The 16479-nt window shown below is 55.8% G+C and carries 10 protein-coding genes; 6 read left to right on the top strand and 4 right to left on the bottom strand.

All coding sequences use genetic code 11. The features are described 5' to 3' along the window. Window positions 1-2 precede the first annotated feature (2 nt). Window positions 3-926 (top strand): DUF58 domain-containing protein, encoded by a 924-nt coding sequence (locus tag SH573x_RS20770; protein WP_479349684.1) that lies wholly within the window; start codon window positions 3-5, stop codon window positions 924-926. Between the two features lie 124 nt (window positions 927-1050). Here the strand turns inward: SH573x_RS20770 and SH573x_RS20765 are convergent, their stop codons facing one another. Beyond that, a complete protein-coding gene (locus SH573x_RS20765) occupies window positions 1051-1638 on the bottom strand; it encodes a PEP-CTERM sorting domain-containing protein (protein WP_479349683.1) in 588 nt (195 codons plus the stop codon). A gap of 400 nt (window positions 1639-2038) precedes the next feature. Between SH573x_RS20765 and SH573x_RS20760 the strand changes: the two genes are divergently transcribed. Continuing rightward, a complete protein-coding gene (locus SH573x_RS20760; RefSeq protein ID WP_479349682.1) occupies window positions 2039-3244 on the top strand; it encodes an amino acid aminotransferase in 1206 nt (401 codons plus the stop codon). 25 nt (window positions 3245-3269) lie between these two features. After that, a complete protein-coding gene (locus SH573x_RS20755; protein WP_479349681.1) occupies window positions 3270-4190 on the top strand; it encodes an NAD(P)-dependent oxidoreductase in 921 nt (306 codons plus the stop codon). A 152-nt stretch (window positions 4191-4342) separates the two neighbouring features. On the opposite strand, the gene recJ is transcribed toward SH573x_RS20755, so the two are convergent. Then, window positions 4343-6199: a single-stranded-DNA-specific exonuclease RecJ gene (gene recJ / locus SH573x_RS20750; protein ID WP_479349680.1), complete on the bottom strand. Its 1857-nt coding sequence runs from the start codon at window positions 6197-6199 to the stop codon at window positions 4343-4345. A 292-nt stretch (window positions 6200-6491) separates the two neighbouring features. Between recJ and SH573x_RS20745 the strand changes: the two genes are divergently transcribed. Together SH573x_RS20745 and SH573x_RS20740 are read left to right on the top strand one after the other, a co-directional pair. After that, window positions 6492-9641: a DUF1553 domain-containing protein gene (locus tag SH573x_RS20745; protein ID WP_479349679.1), complete on the top strand. Its 3150-nt coding sequence runs from the start codon at window positions 6492-6494 to the stop codon at window positions 9639-9641. Between the two features lie 8 nt (window positions 9642-9649). Beyond that, a complete protein-coding gene (locus SH573x_RS20740; protein WP_479349677.1) occupies window positions 9650-11116 on the top strand; it encodes a DUF1501 domain-containing protein in 1467 nt (488 codons plus the stop codon). A gap of 138 nt (window positions 11117-11254) precedes the next feature. Here the strand turns inward: SH573x_RS20740 and SH573x_RS20735 are convergent, their stop codons facing one another. Both SH573x_RS20735 and SH573x_RS20730 read right to left on the bottom strand, forming a co-directional pair. Beyond that, on the bottom strand, window positions 11255-12643 hold the full coding sequence (locus SH573x_RS20735; RefSeq protein ID WP_479349676.1) for a hypothetical protein: 1389 nt from the start codon (window positions 12641-12643) through the stop codon (window positions 11255-11257). A 38-nt stretch (window positions 12644-12681) separates the two neighbouring features. Beyond that, the gene (locus tag SH573x_RS20730; RefSeq protein ID WP_479349675.1) at window positions 12682-13563 is read right to left on the bottom strand and encodes a YdcF family protein; all 882 of its coding nucleotides are present in this window, start codon (window positions 13561-13563) and stop codon (window positions 12682-12684) included. A gap of 220 nt (window positions 13564-13783) precedes the next feature. Between SH573x_RS20730 and SH573x_RS20725 the strand changes: the two genes are divergently transcribed. After that, complete coding sequence (locus tag SH573x_RS20725; RefSeq protein WP_479349674.1) at window positions 13784-16429, top strand: COG1361 family protein; 2646 nt, start codon at window positions 13784-13786, stop codon at window positions 16427-16429. Window positions 16430-16479 lie beyond the last annotated feature (50 nt).

The raw sequence follows: 16479 nt of genomic DNA, 5'->3' as shown, positions 1-16479 counted from the left end.
TCATGAGCTCAGCCGTGCCCCCCTTGACCAACGATGTGCGTCCCGCAGGTCGAGCATCAATTGATCCGGGAGCCTTGATGCAGATCAAGAACCTGACGCTGCGAGCCAAAGCCGTTGTCGAAGGTTTTTTGAGCGGTCTGCATCGTAGTCCGGTGCACGGTTTCTCCGTGGAGTTCAGCGAGTATCGACCTTACGTACAGGGTGACGACCCGCGGCGCGTCGATTGGAAATTGTTAGCACGCACCGATCGCTACTACGTTAAACAATACGAAGACGAGACCAATCGCCGTTGCTACCTGGTGGTCGATCAAAGTCGGTCGATGGCCTACGGTTCACTGGGCTATGACAAAGCGGCTTACGCCAGAACTTTAGCGGCAACCTTCGCGTATTATTTGAACCAACAGCGCGATGCGGTCGGCATTATGACCTGTGGGCATGGCCACAGCGAGTTTTTGCCAGCCCGACATCGACCGGGTCATTTGCAGCAGTTGATGCGGCATCTGGAAGTGGAAAGTCAAGGCACTAATTCGAACTTAGCCGAGGCACTCGGCGATCTGGCGTCCCGCAGCCAAAGACGGGGATTGGTCATCATGCTGACCGATGCGCTGATAGACCCTGACTCTCTAGCGTTACCGCTTGGATATCTGCGCGGTCGAGGACACGAACTGGTGTTGATTCGTATCCTGGATCCATGCGAGCTCCAGTTCGACTTAGCCAGCGCTATGATGCTGAAGGACATGGAGACTGGCAAACAGATCTATGTCGACCCAATTGCGGCCAAGGCCGTTTACGAAGAGCGATTTCAAGCACATCAATCAAAATTAACTGATGTATGTCACCGCCGAAATGTGCGAATCTTCAACATCAGCACAGCGCAGCCACTAGATGCTGCGCTGTTCGATTTGGTTAGCACGCTGATCGTCTAAGACGTAGGCACTAGCCTCGGTTGTTTACTAAACCGTGGGCGTTAGCCCCGGTTTCCGCACGTATGAGTAGGAACCCGGGCTAACGCCTACGGCTCAGGAACCGGGCCTAACGCCCAGGGTGTAGTTAGCGGCGGCGGCGCCAGAGGCGACGACCGGCCAAACCGACTCCGGCCAGCAGCAACAGCGAACTTGGCTCAGGTACACCTGATGCCTGAATGGTGTAGTTCAGCGGCGCTGCGGCGACAATGCCCAATGGATTGAACAAGGGATCCACGGCCAACAGGTTCGAGAGATTCATGGAGTAGTTTCCGGCTGTCGCGCCCACTGCGCTGAGGGTCAGCGAGGCAACCTTGGTGGGCACACCAGTAATCGTCAAACCCACTCCAGCGTTGGCTCCAAAGACTTGGAACGAACTGGGAAAGCCTAAGGCAAAGCCCCCGTTGGGAGCGAACAGGTCGTTGGTGCCTGCAGAGAAGGTACCACCAGCCGTCTCAGTTCCGGTGAACGTGGGGTCGTTAGCTTCGATCACAAAATCGATACCGGCCAGGTTGTTAATTGTTCCTGCATCCGACGAAATGTTCACACTAAATACGGCAGAATCGCCCACAGAAATCGGGCCTGGCGTATCCTGGGTCAACGTGAACACAATGGCGGCTGAGGATGTCTCAGCCAACAAGCACAGTAGAAGGAAACTAAACGCAGCAAATCTCACGGTGCATCTCCTGAAGCTCACGGGCAACTGACCTCGAAAATGAATTGGAGGACCAGGTAAAGAATCCGGGACTAGCATAGACAGAACATTTGGCAAATGAAATAAAAAAATTCACAAAGTTACTATCTTTTTGGATATCCTCCGAACCCTGCATTTCGTGCGGCCCGCGGACGGTTCCTGCCGATCGGAAACCTGTGGGGGCAATGCCTCAGCCGACACCTTTGCGATACATTTAATGTCGGCCGGGCAAGCCAAGGGTCGACCTGGCGTGGCGGCACTGTCCAAATGTGCAGTAGTAGAGCGGCTGTCCTCAGCCGCTTTGGATTTGGTTGGTTAGTTGTGGGGCACGATGGGAGAACTCGCCCACAAGTCATTGAGCTTTGAAAGCAAAAAAATCACTATGTTTGAATCGATTGCCGCTGCTCCTCCAGATCCAATCCTGGGACTGGGTGAGACTTTTCAGAAAGACACACGTTCCGGCAAGATCAACTTGACGATCGGTGTTTACCAAGATGCACAAGGCAAAACCTGTATCCTGGAAACGGTCAAAAAAGCCGAAGCCTGGCTGCTGGAGAACGAAAAAACCAAGGGCTATCTGGGGATCGATGGTTTGCCGGATTTCACTCGCGCCGCCACTGAACTGTCGCTGGGCAAACTGGCCGACGCCGATAAAGTGGCTGCCGTACAGACGCCTGGCGGAACTGGTGCCCTGCGCGTGGCCGGCGATTTCTTGGCTGTCAGTTTTCCACGCATGCGTGTATGGCTGAGCAATCCGACTTGGCCAAACCACTTGGGGATCTTTCAGCGCTCGGGGTTGGAAACCAAAACCTATCCGTATCTTTCCGACGATAAACGTTCGTTGAATATGGCTGGGTTGCTCGATGCCCTGGAACGCGAAGGTCGCGCAGGTGACGCAGTGCTTCTGCATGCTTGCTGCCACAATCCAACCGGTATCGACCCCACCGAGTCACAGTGGCAGGAGATCGCTGAATTGACCGCCCAGCGAGGAATGTTGCCAATCCTCGACTTTGCTTACCAAGGCTTTGGTGATGGATTGAGCGAAGACCAGGTGGGCCTGAAAGCCATCGCTGCTCTACATCCGGAGTACCTGGTGTGCAGTTCGTTCAGCAAGAACTTTGGACTCTACAGCGAACGCGTCGGTGCGCTGCTGGCCGTAGGCACCAGCGCTGATAATGCTAGTCGCATGCTCAGCCAATTGAAACAAGCGGTACGTGTCAACTACTCCAATCCTCCGCGGCACGGCGCAGCCATCGTGGCCACGATCCTAGGCAATGCAACTCTCAAGCAAGAATGGTTGCAAGAGCTCGCTGGTATGCGTCAGCGCATTCAGCAGATGCGTGAGAGCTTTGTCAGCGGGATGCGCACAAGCGGCTGCGATACCGACTTTGCTTTCTTGCTGCAGCAGAAGGGCATGTTCTCTTACAGTGGCTTGAGTCCCATGCAAGTCGATTGGTTGAAGGCCAACAAAGCGATTTACATGGTGGGCACGGGCCGCATCAACGTCGCGGGTATTACCCCCGATAACTTGCCAATATTGTGTACTGCCATTGCTGAAGCCTTGGCCGAATCGACCTCGAAAGTTTAACTAATTCGGAATTGGACGCGTCCACGTGCATACGTCAGAAACTAGATCGACCGTCTCGCCTGAATCGACGACCATTGGTTGGATCGGAACAGGCGTCATGGGAAAGAGCATGTGCAACCACCTGATCTCGGCTGGTTATCGTTGCGTGGTCTATAACCGCACTCCCGAAAAAACGAGAACGCTCGTCGAAGCCGGCGCACAACTGGCCAATTCACCAGCGGAAGTTGCCAGCGGTGCCGATGTGATCTTTACCATCGTCGGTTATCCTCGCGACGTTCGCGAAGTAACCCTGGGAACGGATGGAACTCTCGCCGGGGCGGCAGCCGGTAAGGTGCTGGTCGATATGACCACCAGCGAGCCAGCTTTAGCTCAAGAGATCTATACGGCTGCTAAAGCCAAAGGTGTACACGCTATTGATGCGCCGGTCTCCGGCGGCGATATCGGTGCCCGCGAAGCGCGACTCTCGATCATGATCGGTGGCGATAAACCGATTGTCGACGCGTTGATGCCATGCTGGCAGACAATGGGCAAAACGATTGTGCATCAAGGTCCTGCTGGTAGCGGTCAGCATACCAAGATGGTCAATCAGATCTTGATCGCGACCAACATGATCGGTGTGTGTGAAGCGCTGCTGTACGGTGAGCGTGCAGGACTCGATCTGGAAACGGTGCTCCAATCGGTCAGTAGCGGCGCCGCCGGTTCATGGTCGCTATCCAATCTCGCGCCGCGCATTATCCGCGATGACTACGCGCCCGGTTTCTTTGTCGAGCACTTTATCAAAGACATGGGGATTGCGTTGGCAGAAGCCGAACGAATGCAATTAGCTCTTCCAGGCTTGGCGCTGGCCAAACAACTCTACGTCGCCCTCGCCGCCCAAGGCCACGCCAAGAGTGGCACGCAGGCTCTGAAGCTCGCCCTTGAGCAACTGAGCCGAAAACCAGCGTGATTTGATCCCGTAGCGGAATGCGTCAAGCATTTCGATCTTCAGCCAACTCGTAGCGGAATGCGTCAAGCATTTCGATTTGTTGGGTCATTGATGACACCTGTCGAAAGCCTTGACGGCTTCCGCTACGGGAGCTTCCGCTGCGGGGCGTTGGATTAACGACTTTTGCGCCATTCCACTAGCTGCAACTCGACTTTGCGGTAGCCGCGGAAGTCGTTGATGACAGGCCGAAAAGCGATGTCCAGTGGCTCTTCACATTGACTGAGTTCCGTTAGCCACAGTTCGGCTTGGCCGAAGGCCACGCCGCGCATTTTAGTGTGATGATGCTGGAAGCTGACCGACAAGTGCCGGCCGGTTTTGCCCATTGTCTTGGGTGGCTCGGCCAGACGTACACCCGAGGCGTAGAAGAGTGGTCGAGGATTGGCGGCGCCGAAAGGTGCCAGCGACTCGATTAGTTCCACCGTGGACAGATCGAGTTGTCCGAGCGGGGCTTCGGCGTTGATATGCACCACTTTGTCAGCGGGTTGATTGGCCATCTGCAATGAACAAGCTTCGCAGAAAGCTGCGCGAAACGCCGCTACATGGGACTCTTCGATCTTCAGTCCCGCTGCCGCCGCGTGTCCGCCGCAGCCCACTAGTAGCTCTCGACAACTCTCGAGCGCTTGATGCAAGTTCACGCCATTGGGTGAGCGCGCAGAACCGGTACCAGGTTTGCCACCCAGCGGATCGAGCGCAATAACAATCACAGGCTTATGATAACGCTCCGCTAACTTGCCAGCCACGATGCCGATGACACCCACGTGCCAACCGCTGCCCGCTACGACAATGGCTGGATCTTCGTCGAGCACATGCACTTCCTTGGCTTGCTTGTGCGCGGCCAAAGTAATACTGCGTTCGATCGATTCGCGATTGGCATTTAAGTTTTCAATGTAACTGGCCAAGGCTTCCGCACGTGCATCGTCGGTGGTCGTCAGCAACTCAACACCCAATTGAGCCTGCGACAAACGACCGGCCGCATTCAAACGAGGAGCCAATGCAAAGGCGATGTCTTCGCTGGAAAGTTGCCGAACTTCCTCGAGCTTGGCATACCGCAGCAGTTTGCGCACACCCAGCAGTGGTTCAGCCAGTAAGGCTCGCAAGCCGCTGGTGACGATGATGCGGTTTTCATCAACCAGCGGTACCACGTCAGCCACCGTGCCAATGGCAGCCAGGCCCAGCAACTGCAAAAGCAAACTGCGCATTGAGGGATCAACCTTGTCGCCACCGGCAGCCGACTGCGCCAGCGACCAGGCGAGTTTGAAAGCCACACCCGCTCCGCATAAGCCTGTAAATGGATACTCGCTGCCGGGTAAAGCCGGATGTACGATCGCATCGGCATCGGGCAACTGCGCTCCGTAACCATGATGGTCAGTCACAACCAAACCCACGCCCAATGCGCGACAACGTTCCGCTGCTTCGATACTGGCGATGCCGCAATCGACGGTAATGATTAGGCGTTTGCCATGCTGTGCCAGGCGTTCGACTGATTCGCAATGCAGGCCGTAGCCCTCTTCGGCACGGCTGGGCAAATGATAGGTTACGTTGGCTCCCAAACGCTTGAGCGTCAGATACAGGATGGCGGTACCCGTCATGCCGTCGGCGTCGTAATCGCCGTAAACCACGATGGGTTCCTCGGCCCGCACGCTGCGCATAATCCGCTCGGTCGCCAGCGGAACCCCAGGCAGCAAGGCTGGACTGCGCAAATCGTTTAGCTTGGGTTTCAGAAACGACTGGACTTGTTCGGGCGTGGTGATATCACGTTCCAGCAACAATCGCGCTACCACGGGCGACAGATGGCAGCGATCTGCCAAAGATTTTACGGCTGCGACATCGTGTGCAGAGAATCGCCAAATGCGCTTGGGCGCGTACGGTTTGACTTCCCCATCTTCGACCAATTGTTCCGTTTTAGAATCCACTAACACCTCCTGCAACCATTCAGTGGCAATTGCCTCGCCGTAACGATTAGTCGTCATCCTACCAGCGTCCTGGGCGATCAACCAGTTCTATCCCAGAAAAAGGGGTCAGGTCTACTTTCCTGCCGCGAGTACAATGGTTGGGTGGGCTGGTCGCCCTAGTTAGAATTCCCCGTAGCCGAAGTCGCCAGACTTTGGGTTCGTCGTAGCCGAAGTCGCCAGACTTTGGACGTGTTGCGGATGCTCATCCAAACTCTGGCGAGTTCGGCTACGGAGTTCGGCTACGGAGTTCGGCTACAGAATCCGGCTACAGATTTGGGAGGATGACATGATGCGATTTTTTAACCGCCACATGAGAACTGACTCATGTGTGTTGGCGATAATGTTTTGCAGTTGGGCTACGTCCTCGGTGGCTGCGGACAAGCTGGAGTACAACCGCGACATTCGGCCAATCTTGGCCGATACCTGCTTTGCATGCCATGGAGTGGATGGAGCGGCCCGCCAAGCTGATCTGAGATTGGATCTGCGGCAAGCAGCCATCGATTCTGCGGCGATTGCCCCGGGCAAGCCAGATGAGTCTTCGATGATTCAGCGGATCTTGACCGAAGATCCCGAAGCGATCATGCCGCCACCGAAGACTCATAAAGTGTTGACGGCCGAGCAGAAGTCGATTCTGAAACGTTGGGTTGAAGAGGGGGCTGAGTACCAACCGCATTGGTCGCTAATTGCTCCGCAAGAATTCGCTCTACCCAGCGTTCAGCAAGCCCAGTGGGTCCGCAATCCAATCGACAATTTTGTACTGGCCAAGCTCGAGCAACTGGGACTCTCACCGGCACCGCAAGCGGACCTGAATACCTTGGCTCGTCGGGCGGCGCTGGATCTGACCGGCTTGCCACCGACTCCCGAGCAACTAGCTGAACTGCGTGCCGACCAGAGCGAGAAAGCGTACGAGAACTACGTCGATCGCCTGCTGAATCAACCGGAGTGGGGCGAGCATCGAGGTCGGTATTGGTTGGATTACGCGCGCTACGCGGACACGCATGGAATTCACTTTGATAACTATCGCGAGATGTGGTCGTATCGCGACTGGGTAATCGGTGCCTTCAATCGCAATTTACCATTCGATCAGTTCACGATCGAACAATTGGCTGGTGATTTGTTACCCAATGCAACACTTGATCAGCGCATCGCCTCTGGATTCAATCGCTGCAACATCACTACTAATGAAGGCGGCGTTATCCCGGAAGAGTATGCAGTTCTGTACGCCCGCGATCGTACCGAAACGACTAGCACGGTCTTCCTGGGCATTACGGCCGGCTGTGCTGTTTGTCATGATCACAAATTTGACCAGTTCAGCATGCGCGAATTCTATTCGTTGTCTGCGTTCTTCAATAACACCACGCAGAATCCGATGGACGGCAATATCAAGGACACGCCGCCCATCATTCAAGTACCCATGCGCGAAGATCGCGAGCAACTAGCAACAGCCAAGGCTACGCTGGCCGAGCAAGAAGGGCAATTGTCGAAGTTGCGCGACGAGTTGAAGCCCGCTTATCAAGAGTGGCTGCAAGCTCCCGAGGCTGCGCGGCAACTGGGTTGGAATGCTTTGCCTAATGAAGGTCTGATCGCTCACTTGCCACTGGATGAAGGCCAGGGTGAGTTTTTGCATGTAGTGGCCGGCGGACAATTGCAGCGGGTTGCCTTGCCCGCTGTAGGCACGTGGGACTCGGGGCATGTCGCCAACTCAGCCTGGGTCAACTCCGCGGCCGCTTCACCTGTACTGCCCGATCTGGGCGACTTCGAAAAAGACCAGGCGTTCTCGATTAGTTGTTGGGTGCGTGCTGGCGAGAATTCTAGTGGAGCATTACTGGGCCGCATGGACGAGTCGGCCGACTTCCGCGGGTGGGATGTATGGATGCAGAATGGACGCATCGGCGCGCACATCATTTCCAAGTGGCCCGAAGATGCATTAAAAGCAGTGTCACAAGCACCTATTCCGGCCAATCGCTGGTCGCATGTCGTGATCACTTATGACGGCAGTGCCACCATCGATGGTCTGAACATCTACGTGGATGGCCAGGTTCAAGCCAAGCAAGTCGAAGCTAAAGATTTGAAAGGTTCGATCCGTACAAGCACGCCGTTGCGATTAGGCCAACGCAGTAGTTCCGCTGGACCAGCCGGATCGCGCTTGCAAGATTTGAGGTTTTACAATCGTGCCGTGCGCACCGATGAAATGGATATCATGCGCACCCGACCACGCTTGTTCTATTTGCGTGGCAAGACCACTCCGCGTGCCCCTGAAGAAGAGAGCGAGCTGTTTGAACAATACCTGGCTGGGTTTAATCTTGCCTTTCAGACCGCGACGGCTGCTCGCAATGCGACTCGTCAACAAGTTGATCAGTTGATCGCCCAGGGCACGATCGCTCACGTCATGCAAGAAAAACAAGAAGAGCCCATGGCGTACATCTTGTTCCGAGGCGAATACGACAAACGTCGCGACGAAGTTAAACCCGCGACACCCGATACCATGCCGCCCTTTCCGGCAGATTACCCGCGCAATCGATTGGGATTGGCCAAGTGGTTGACGTTGCCCGAGCACCCGTTGTACTCGCGTGTCACGGTCAATCGCTTTTGGCAAGAAGTATTCGGAACCGGCCTGGTGCGCACATCGGGTGATTTTGGTGTCTCCGGAGAATTGCCCAGTCATCCCGAGCTGCTCGATTGGTTGTCGATTCACTTTCGCAATTCAGGCTGGGATGTGAAAGCACTATTCAAACTGATGGTCACTTCGGCTACATACCGCCAAGGCGGTCTGGTCACGCCAGAAAAACTAACGCTCGATCGAGACAATCGCTGGTTCTCGCGTGGACCGCGCTTCCGCATGGATGCCGAAATGGTCCGTGACTACGCCCTAGCGGCCAGTGGACTGTTGGTTCGCAAACTCGGTGGGCCAAGCGTCAGGCCCTATCAGCCGCCAGGAGTATGGGAAGCGGTGGCCATGATTGGCAGTAACACGCGCGACTATCGCGAAGATCAAGGTGAAAATATCTATCGCCGCAGTCTCTACACGTTCTGGAAACGTTCGGCACCGCCGGCCTCGATGGATATCTTCAATGCACCCAGTCGCGAGACCTGCACGGTCCGTCGCGAACGCACCAATACACCGCTGCAGGCGTTGGTGACACTGAACGATCCCCAGTTTATTGAAGCGGCCAAGATGTTGGCTGCGGCCACAATCGAGTCCTGCAGCGATGACGCAGCTCGCTTGAAACACTTGTCCGAGCGGATCATTGCACGTCCCTTCACTGCTCAGGAGCAAGGGATCGTGCTGGCCAGTTTGAACCAGTTGCGCTCTGCGTACGGGCAGGACAAGGCGTCTGCCGAGCAGCTTTTAGGTGTTGGTCAAAGTCAAACGCCGCGCCAGGTCGACGTGCAAGAGACTGCGGCCTGGACCATGCTGATCAACGAAATCATGAATCTCGATGAAGCGCTGAACAAGTAAGGAACATAATGATGAATCCTATCAACGAATACGTTCAATACGAAACACGGCGCCAGTTCTTTCGTCGAGGCGGCAACGCCGTAGGGTGGGCCGCCCTGGCCAGCCTGATGGGACAAGCCGGATTGGCCCAGGCCGACTCGTCAGGCAACAAGTCCCACGCTGCGCCGGGACCTCACTTTCCGGGCAAAGCCAAACGCGTGATCTATCTGCACATGGTCGGTGGCCCGCCGCAAATGGATTTGTTCGACTACAAACCCAAGATGAATGAGTGGTTTGATAAGGACTTGCCGGAAACCATTCGCAACGGTCAACGCCTGACGACCATGACCAGTGGCCAGAAACGTTTTCCGATTGCGCCTAGCAAATACAAGTTCGCTCAGTATGGACCTGACGGCATGTGGATCAGCGAGCTGTTGCCTTGGAAAGCCAAGGCGGCCGAGGATATGTGCTTCATTCGCAGCATGCATACCGAAGCGATCAATCATGAACCGGCTATCACTTACATGCAGACGGGCAACCAAATCACCGGTCGACCATGTCTGGGTGCCTGGCTCTCGTATGGCCTGGGTAGTGAAAACGAAAACTTACCCACTTTCGTGGTGATGGTTGCCAGACCTAGCAATACGGAACAAGTCCAAGCGATCTCAGCCCGACTTTGGTCCAGCGGCTACCTGTCTGGCGAACATGCGGGAGTGTCGTTCCGCACAGCCGGAGATCCGATCCTGTACATCAACAACCCACCCGGCGTCAGTAGCGATGTGCGGCGCAAGACCCTTGACGGCTTGCGGCAATTGAACGAACTGAACTATCAAGCTCTCGGCGATCCAGAAACGCACACGCGGATCTCGCAGTATGAATTAGCGTTTCGCATGCAATCCAGCGTGCCTGAATTGACCAGCATTCATGATGAACCCGAGCACACCTACACGCTGTATGGCGATGAAGCCAAGAAACCCGGCACCTTCGCCAACACAGCTCTGTTGGCGCGACGCATGGTGGAGCGTGGTGTACGTTTTGTACAGATCTACCACAACAATTGGGACACGCACGCCAATGTCGCTGGTCGCTTGCCAGATCAATGCCGCGATGTCGACCAGGCTTGCTACGGTTTGATTCAAGACTTGAAGCAGCGCGGCCTGCTGGACTCTACGCTAATCATTTGGGGTGGCGAGTTTGGACGAACGATCTATTCACAAGGTGGCGTCACCAAGGAGAACTACGGACGCGATCACCATCCGCGTTGCTACACGATGTGGATGGCCGGTGGCGGAGCCAAAGGCGGAGTGGCTTACGGCGAGACCGATGACTTTTCCTACAACATCGTCAAAGACCCAGTCCACATCCGCGATTTCCATGCCACTGTCTTGCACACCCTCGGCTTCGATCATGAACGGTTTACCGTCAAACACCTGGGGCTGGATCAACGTCTGACCGGCGTCGAACCCGCTAAAGTCATCAAAGAGCTACTGGTTTAAGTTGAAGCCGCATTCGTAGCGGAAGCCGTCAAGGCTTTCGTGCTCGCATTCGTAGCGGAAGCCGTCAAGGCTTTCGATCGGCGACCAATCATTCCACTTTGGATCGAAATGCTTGACGCATTCCGCTACGGAACCAACCTATTCCAGATTCCAGACCCAACTCTCGTTGATCAGCGACTCTTCGGTGACTTCGGGTGGTTCATCGGGAGTGCTGGAAGCGGTTTGCAGGCGAAAGCCCCAGAGGGTGACTTGATCGTTGACGTTGCGGTAGCCGAATGGTTTGCCGCCGACAGGTATCAACCGATCCATCGGCAATCCAAGCTCCGATAGTTCGCGTAGGTTCGTCGGAAAGCGTTTGAATTTCACGTGATACAGTCGCAGTCCCACGCCTACTACGGCCAGTCGCATGTGCACTTCCATCTGCACAAAGGCATCGGCTACGGCCGCGTAGCCCGGAATAATCAGTTGGAGAACCGAATTGTCCATGTTGGCCAGCAAGCTGGAATTGTGGCGCCGGTCGTTGGTATCGCGTTCGAGCCGACGAGCACTCTGTACGAAAACGGTCAAATCATCGGTGGGCAATTCGACGGCCTTTTCAGACAAGTCGAGGTATGCCAATTCTCCTCGGGCTTGCCAGGGCCAGCGCACCGACCATCCGCTGCCGATCACTTCATGCAGGTATTTGTCCGGGTTGCGAAAGACCGGCAGCGACATAGCGCGATCGCCATGAACAGCGATCTGCCAGCGGTGCGACCAGTTTGTACGGGCTTGTAGCCGCGAGAGCAGCACTTGTAGATCGCGCTGGTTGAGCACATCCTGCTCAATGGCTTTTTGGATCTGATCTACTGCCATTCCCTCGATGGCCAGGCTTACCAGTTGTCCAACCATCGTGGGTTGGCCTTCGAGACTGCGACTGGTGCCGAGAATGCAGAGAATGGATTCGACAGTGGCCGATGAGTTTCGATCGCGAATTGCCAACTGCGATTCCAACTGAAACAATCTCGCCAGCTGTCGCAAACCGGCGCTGGTGGTGTGGTCGGTCTGTGTAAAGTCAAACTGGATGGGGAATCTGACTTTAGTATCTTGCAGCGCCAGGCGGTGGGCCAAACGCCGGAGGTCGGGCCATTGCTTCAGGAAATCGATGGCTGCAGTTTCGTTGACCCAAGGCTGCGATCCATCGGCGCTCGGATAATCGTCTTTCCAAGGATAGATTTGAAGGGAACGGGTGCTAAATGCGTCGGAGCCAACTATCAGCAGTAGTTTCGTCCACTCGTCGACATGGGCACTTGTAGCCAATTGATCGTAGTATTTACCGAGCGACGCATTATCAAACGGTATCCCGCTGTCTCGCAGCTTGTTTAGGTGCGCTTTGACTTTGGTTTCTGCACTCGCATCGCGTCGAATGATCCAGATCAGCGGCAAGATAATGAACAGCAGCAGACAAACGATGGGCGTCAGAATCAGATACCGCCAACGAAGTCCTGGCTTCTTGTGTGGCCCATCGGCATCTGACAATGCATCGGTCATGGATCATTCCCAAACGGCCACTCAAAGTGTCCACGTGCTTAGCGACTTACCAACCAGGCCATCAGCTCATGTTGCGTGCTGGCCAAATCACCGAAGTTGCCTGCGCTGGGGATAAAGTTCAGCAGTCCCCAATCATCTACTGCGGTGCGTACATCGGCCGCGATCGGTATCAGCTCGAGACCCTGCGCCTTAGCCAGCCGCACGGCGCGCGGCAAATGCAAAGCGCTGGTCAGCAAGCCCACGCGTTGTCCCTGGAGCTCGGGCCACAGCTGCTTTAATTGTTGCATCTCTTCGTACGTGTTTCGACCACCGATCTTGCGAATATCCTCAGGTTTGATCGCTAACTTCGTCCAAATCTGCAAGGTCTGCTCGGAAGGGTCGGGAACCAAATCGCTAACACCCTCCGTGGTTTGACCCGTAGTAATCAAGCGCCGTGTGAGCCTTTGATGATAAAGTTCCGCAGCCATCACCAGGCGATCACCAACTCCGCTGGCCTGTGGCCGCCAGGGTCCTTGCGAAGTTCCACCGCCCAAAACCACTACCGTATCCAGCGGTTGGTCGGTGGCCGGATTATATGTATTGGGCACACTGGTTTCGATCCACCTCGCCAGTAATCGTGGCACAGGCCGCGTCCCCAAGACCACCAGCGCTAACCACAACAGCACTAACCCACCCAATCCTACGCGAGGCCGCGTAAAGATTAACTGCAGTACTCGACCACTGATGATCAGCCACAAGAGCCCGATCGGCATGACCAACGTGGTCAGCGTCTTCTCTGTGAGAGCTTTGCCATAGGTGAACCAGGCAAACGACGCCAGGCATATGGCTATGGTCGCCGCCAGTATTAGGGCTGGCCACCATGCCGCCCGGGGTGATACCGAGTCATCAGCCGGCGATACGGCTCGTGAAACGACAGGCATGAAAATCGAGATCCGAAATTAAAGTTTTCGCGTGCGCTGGCCGACGACCTGCCGCACTTGGTGCATTCCACGCAGCTGGAATTGTAGAGCCAGCTTTCTGACAACAGTTGCGCGCTTCGCCCAACGTCGCAGGCTCCGAGCGCAGGACGCATGGTAGGGTAACCATGGTTGATAGTCTAGTTGGTTGAGGCTGACGACACACCGATCAATGATAGGAATCATGTTACGACGACTCGGATTGAAAGCACTGATGCTGATGCTGCTGTGGCTGATAGCCGCTAGTGGCTGCGCGCGGTTGCCGGCCATCGATCCGAATGGACAGGGCATCTTTTTACCTTATCCCGCCTCCACCAGTATTGAGCTGCCGCAGATACATGCCGGCAATGGCAATCCTGGCATCATCCCTCAAGATGCTTACCCCACACCTTTGCCGCCACCGGCCTGTCTGGATGCATCGTCATCCGGTGGCGTGCATAACTTGTTTCAGCATCACAAGAAGGCCAAGACGGCCATCGCCAATCATTTCACTAAAAAAGATCCAGGGCAATGCGGCCAGATTCAACTCTCGCCTCAACGCATCGTGGCCCCGGTCAACGGTGAAGTGCTGCTGTTGGCCGGCATCTGCGGCAAAGATGGATATCTGCTGAAACGCGAACCGCTCGAGTGGATGCTCGCACCTGGGAGCGTCGGCAACTTTATCGAAGTGGGCGATGATAACAAAGGCAAACTATGCGCCTCGCTGCGGTCGGGACCTAAAGTCGAAAAGCTGGGCGTCGATTATGCGCGTGGTCGCACCAGCAGCAAAGAAACGCTACTGACCAAAGGCACGCCGGGTTGCGATGACGATTTGCAAGTGGCCGAAGGGCAAACTTGGTTGAGCATCTCGTCGCCCAACGAAGGCACCAGTCATGTGACCGTGTTGGCACCCGATAGCGAACTTTGGGACAAGCGTCGTCAAACCGCCACCATTTATTGGGTCGACTCCACCGCCAGCTTTCCAGAGTCGGTGCGCTTGACCGCTCCAGGCCCAGCTACGCTGGTCACGCGCGCTACACGTTCGCAGAATCGTCCAGCGGTTAACTGGAAAGTGCGTTACACGATCGTCGATCCTAACGTGGCCGCGTTCGTGCCTCAGATCGCTACCAACGTCTTAGTAACTGAAACTAATCAAGACGGAATCGCCCAAGCCAACATCGCTGCCCCGCCAGGCACACATGGCACCACTGCCGTACACATCGAAGTCATACGTGTGCCTGAACCCGACGAGGACTTGCCCGAGTTGGTGCTGCATCAAGCCGACACCTTTGTGACCTTCAGCTCACCCGGCTTGGATGTTACCGCAGACGGACCACCCTCGGCCGGTGTGGGCGACGTCGTTGATTACACCGCCTCGATGATCAATCCAGGCGATGTCGTTACCGAGAATTCGGCTTTGTCGGTCATCCTGCCAGTAGGAACGACCCTGATCGAAGTCGAACCACAACCCACGCGTCAGACCCCCAACGGCCTGTTATGGGAGAATGGGCCACTGCCGCCCGGACAAATGCTGCCGGTTCGCGTGCGATTGCGGTTGGATACCGAAGGCGACAAAGCGGTCCAATTCAGCGCCACAGGCGGTAATCTGCAGAAACAAGCTCAGCCAGTTGTTACGCGCGTCGTGTCGCCATCGGTCGATGTCAGTTTTCGTCCCACTAGCGAAAACACCACCGGCCAGGCTGAAGTCAACGAAGTAATCACTTATGAAGTTGGCGTTCGCAACACCGGTCCGCAAACGCTGGTCAACCTGGAAGTCATCATCGAAACGTCCCCAGGTTGGCAAGAAGCATACAAGAGTAGCAACCTGGTGCGACATGTGATCCCTGTCCTGCAACCCGGTCAGTCGGATCTTAGTGGTGTCGCTCTCCGCGTCTTGCAAGAAGGTCGACATACGGCTCAGCTGACCATTAAATCGCAAGGCGGCAGCGTACTGCGTCAGGCACCAGCCGAAGTCATGGGTGTCGCGCAGCGTCCACGCACTCCACGCATGGAGACAAGCATCAGATTGCAGCCGGAACGCATCGCGACGGTGGGTCAAAAGGTGTATGCCTACTTCTTCATAACCAATACCGGTGAAACCACGCTCAGCAGTCTCGAAGCCATCATTCGTCACGACCCTGCGCTCAAGGCCAGTCGCCATAACCCGGAACAGAATGGCAAGGTCACCTTACCCGATTCGCAAACCCTGCGCTGGACGCCGTCGGCCATGCAGCCCGGCAGTTATGATCGCCTGGTGATCGAGTTTGATGCGATCGGACCAGTCAGCTCGGCTGGAATCGCCATGACCGCAGTTAATGCCGATCTGACATCCACTGCCCAGGCGAATCTGCAAATCGACAGCGGCATCGTACCGCCGGGCAATAACGCTGGCGGCTCAGGTGCCGTATTGCCACCGGGCTCGACAACACCGGGCTCGACAACACCCGGAACCAGTCCACCGGCAGGTGGCGTTGGCAGTGGTCAATGGGATTTGAGTTTGACCGGACTGCGCAATCCAACTCGCGTGGGAGTTGAAACTCGCTTTGACGTGGTCGTACGCAACTCGCAAGGTCGCGCCGATAGCAATGTCATCATCGCGCTCAGCATACCTCAAGGCGTCAACTTCTTGGGGGTCATCGATGGCGAAGGCAACAATGTTCCGACGCAACAGAACCAAGACGTGCGCGTGCTGAGCCCCTATCAATTTGTGCGGGCTGGTGAAACGCTGCGATTCTCGTTTGCGATCTCCCCGATCGTACCTCAAGAAACCGGCGTGGGTGTCATGGTACGCTCGACCAATCTACCCAATGGCCAGCAAGCTACCGAACGCCTCAGTGTCTTGCCTCAGTAGGTGTAAGGTGACGTCACCTCTCCAAGGCTTCGCCTTGGGGAGGTCGAATC

The organism is Rania fehmarnensis (assembly GCF_056494185.1).
The sequence above is the reverse complement of the archived record's forward strand: the minus strand, read 5'-3'. Positions and strand labels throughout refer to the sequence as shown.